This window comes from Pseudomonas sp. GM84, from assembly GCF_000282535.1.
In the GTDB taxonomy this organism is placed as follows: Bacteria; Pseudomonadota; Gammaproteobacteria; order Pseudomonadales; family Pseudomonadaceae; genus Aquipseudomonas.
Genome location: NZ_AKJC01000193.1, coordinates 1 through 3,660 on the forward strand (window position 1 = coordinate 1; position 3,660 = coordinate 3,660).

At 63.5% G+C, this 3,660-nt stretch carries 3 protein-coding genes; 2 read left to right on the plus strand and 1 reads right to left on the minus strand.

The genetic code is table 11. The annotated features are described in order from the left end of the window. Nucleotides 1-24: 24 nt before the first annotated feature. The gene (locus tag PMI38_RS16150; protein ID WP_008095970.1) at nt 25-681 is read right to left on the minus strand and encodes an HAD family hydrolase; all 657 of its coding nucleotides are present in this window, start codon (nt 679-681) and stop codon (nt 25-27) included. A 141-nt stretch (nt 682-822) separates the two neighbouring features. Between PMI38_RS16150 and PMI38_RS16155 the strand changes: the two genes are divergently transcribed. After that, the gene (locus tag PMI38_RS16155) at nt 823-1,302 is read left to right on the plus strand and encodes an RNA pyrophosphohydrolase (protein ID WP_003249017.1); all 480 of its coding nucleotides are present in this window, start codon (nt 823-825) and stop codon (nt 1,300-1,302) included. A 22-nt stretch (nt 1,303-1,324) separates the two neighbouring features. Beyond that, the gene (gene ptsP, locus PMI38_RS16160) at nt 1,325-3,604 is read left to right on the plus strand and encodes a phosphoenolpyruvate--protein phosphotransferase (RefSeq protein WP_008095976.1); all 2,280 of its coding nucleotides are present in this window, start codon (nt 1,325-1,327) and stop codon (nt 3,602-3,604) included. The last annotated feature ends 56 nt before the right edge of the window (nt 3,605-3,660 follow it).

Consider the following 3,660-nt stretch of genomic DNA (forward strand, 5'->3'; position numbering starts at 1 on the left):
GGCCGCAAAGCGGCCCCAGCAATCTCAGTCCCTCAACGAAATCACCGGCCACCCCCGCCGCTCAGCCTCCGCCTGCAGGTTAGGATCCGGATCGACCGCCACCGCATGCGTCACCCGCTGCAGCAACGGCAGGTCATTCATCGAGTCGCTATAGAAATAGCTGTCCTCCAGATCGAACCCGTTCTCCAGCATCCACCGTTCAAGCCTCGTCACCTTGCCTTCACGGAAGCACGGTATATCGGTACTACGCCCGGTGTAGCGGCCATCGCGCATCTCGCACTCGGTGGCCAGGAGCACCCGTACACCCAGGCGGCGAGCGATCGGTGCAGTCACGAAGCGATTGGTAGCGGTGATGATCACCAGCTGGTCGCCCGCCTCGCGGTGCTGCTGCAGCAAGGCCAGGGCCTTGGGCAGGATGATCGGCTCGATGCAGTCACGCATGAACTCACGGTGCCACTGGTCGAGTTGCGCAGGCTCGGTGGCCGCGAGGATTTCCATGGAAAAGGCCAGGTAGGCCTGCAGGTCCAAGGTGCCCTTCAGGTAATCCTGATAGAAGGCATCGTTGCGTTGCTTGTAGGCGACCGGGTCGAGAATGCCCCGCTCGCACAGGTAGTCACCCCAGGCATGGTCGCTGTCGCCACCGAGGAGGGTATTGTCCAGGTCGAATAAAGCCAGGCGCATCGCGGTCACTCGCATCAGCTACAGAGTAGGCCCGCAGAATACGGAGTTTTCACCTCGCTGCACATAAGCTTGGCGGGCGCGTTGCTGCGCTCGCAGGCTTTGTGGAACAATGCGGTGACATGCGTTTGCGAGGTTGCTGCCGTGATCGACCCGGATGGTTTTCGCCCCAATGTCGGGATCATTCTTACGAATGATGCCGGGCAGGTGCTATGGGCTCGGCGGATCAACCAGGATGCCTGGCAATTCCCGCAGGGTGGTATCAACCCTGACGAGACGCCGGAAGATGCCCTGTACCGCGAGCTGAACGAAGAAGTTGGCCTTGAACGCGATGATGTGGAAATTCTTGCCTGCACCCGCGGCTGGTTGCGTTATCGTTTACCCCAGCGACTGGTCCGTACCCACAGCCAGCCGCTGTGCATCGGCCAGAAGCAGAAGTGGTTCCTGCTGCGCCTGGTGAGCAATGAGCAACGGGTGCGGATGGACCTTACCGGCAAACCGGAATTCGACGGCTGGCGCTGGGTCAGCTATTGGTATCCGCTGGGCCAGGTGGTGACATTCAAGCGCGAGGTTTACCGCCGCGCCCTGAAAGAGCTAGCACCGCGTCTGCTGACGCGCGACTGACGACGGAGTTCGACCCCGAGCCATGCTCAATACGCTGCGCAAGATCGTCCAGGAAGTGAACTCCGCCAAAGATCTCAAGACGGCGTTGGGGATCATTGTCTTGCGCGTGAAGGAGGCCATGGGCAGCCAGGTCTGCTCGGTCTACCTGCTCGACCCGGAAACCAACCGCTTCGTGCTGATGGCTACCGAAGGCTTGAACAAGCGTTCGATCGGCAAGGTCAGCATGGCCCCCAACGAGGGCCTGGTCGGCCTGGTCGGTACTCGGGAAGAGCCGTTGAACCTGGAAAACGCCGCCGATCACCCGCGTTACCGCTACTTCGCCGAAACCGGCGAAGAGAAATTCGCCTCCTTCCTCGGCGCGCCGATCATTCACCACCGTCGTGTGGTTGGCGTACTGGTCATTCAGCAAAAAGAACGCCGCCAGTTCGACGAGGGCGAAGAGGCCTTCCTGGTCACCATGAGCGCCCAGCTCGCCGGGGTCATCGCCCATGCCGAGGCCACCGGCTCCATCCGTGGCCTGGGCCGCCAGGGCAAGGGCATCCAGGAAGCACGCTTCGTTGGCGTGCCTGGCTCGCCGGGTGCCGCCGTCGGGCGGGCAGTGGTCATGCTGCCGCCGGCCGACCTGGAAGTGGTGCCGGACAAGACCGTCGAAGACATCGACGCCGAACTCAAACTGTTCAACAACGCCCTCGAAGGCGTGCGCGAAGACATGCGCAAGCTGTCGGCCAAGCTGGCCACCCAGCTGCGCCCCGAAGAGCGCGCGCTGTTCGATGTGTACCTGATGATGCTCGAAGACGCCGCCCTCGGCGGCGAGGTGGCGGAAGTCATCAAGACCGGGCAATGGGCGCAGGGCGCCCTGCGCCAGGTGGTTGGCGAGCACGTCAATCGCTTCGAGCTGATGGACGACGACTACCTGCGCGAGCGCGCCTCCGACGTCAAGGACCTGGGCAGGCGCCTGCTGGCCTACCTGCAGGAGGCCCGTTCGCAGTCGCTGGTCTATGCCGAAAACACCATCCTGGTCAGCGAAGAGCTGACCCCGGCGATGCTTGGCGAGGTGCCGGAAGGCAAGCTGGTCGGCCTGGTTTCGGTGCTGGGCTCGGGTAACTCGCACGTGGCCATCCTGGCCCGAGCCATGGGCATTCCCACGGTGATGGGCCTGGTCGACCTGCCGTATTCCAAGGTCGACGGCATCGAGATGATCGTCGACGGCTACAAGGGCGAAGTATTCACCAACCCCAGCGACGTGCTGCGCAAGCAGTACAGCGAAGTGGTCGAAGAAGAACGCCAGCTGGCCCAGGGGCTCGACGCCCTGCGCGAACTGCCGTGCGTCACCCCGGACGGCCATCGCATGCCGCTGTGGGTCAACACCGGCCTGCTCGCCGACGTGGCCCGTGCCCAGCAGCGCGGCGCCGAAGGTGTCGGCCTGTACCGCACCGAAGTCCCCTTCATGATCCAGCAGCGCTTTCCCAGCGAGAAGGAGCAGTTGGCGATCTACCGTGAACAGCTGCAGTCGTTCCATCCGCTGCCGGTGACCATGCGCACCCTCGACATCGGCGGTGACAAGTCGCTGTCGTACTTCCCGATCAAGGAAGAAAACCCGTTCCTGGGCTGGCGCGGCATCCGCGTGACCCTCGACCACCCGGAAATCTTCCTGGTCCAGACCCGCGCCATGCTCAAGGCCAGCGAGGGCCTGAACAACCTGCGCATCCTGCTGCCGATGATCTCCGGCGTCCACGAGCTGGAAGAGGCACTGCACCTGATCCACCGCGCCTGGGGCGAGGTACGCGACGAGGGCACCGATGTGCCGATGCCGCCTGTGGGTGTGATGGTGGAAATTCCGGCGGCGGTGTACCAGACCAAGGAATTGGCCCGGCAAGTGGACTTCCTGTCGGTCGGCTCCAACGACCTGACCCAGTATCTGCTGGCGGTCGACCGCAACAACCCGCGGGTCGCCGATTTGTACGACTACCTGCACCCGGCAGTGCTGCAGGCCTTGAATACCGTGGTGCGCGACGCCCATGGCGAAGGCAAGCCGGTGAGCATCTGCGGCGAGATGGCCGGCGACCCGGCAGCGGCGATCCTGTTGATGGCCATGGGCTTCGACAGCCTGTCGATGAACGCCACCAACCTGCCGAAGGTGAAGTGGATGCTGCGCCAGATGAACATGAGCAAGGCCAAGGAGCTGCTGGCCGAGGCCATGAGCCATGACAACCCGCAGGTTATCCACAGCTCCTTGCAGCTGGCGCTGAAGAACCTGGGTCTGGCGCGGATGATCGGGCCTGGGGCCAACAAGACGCTCTGAGGGCTGCAGCGGCCCTATCGCCGGCAAGCCGGCTCCCACAGGAATCGCGCCAGCTT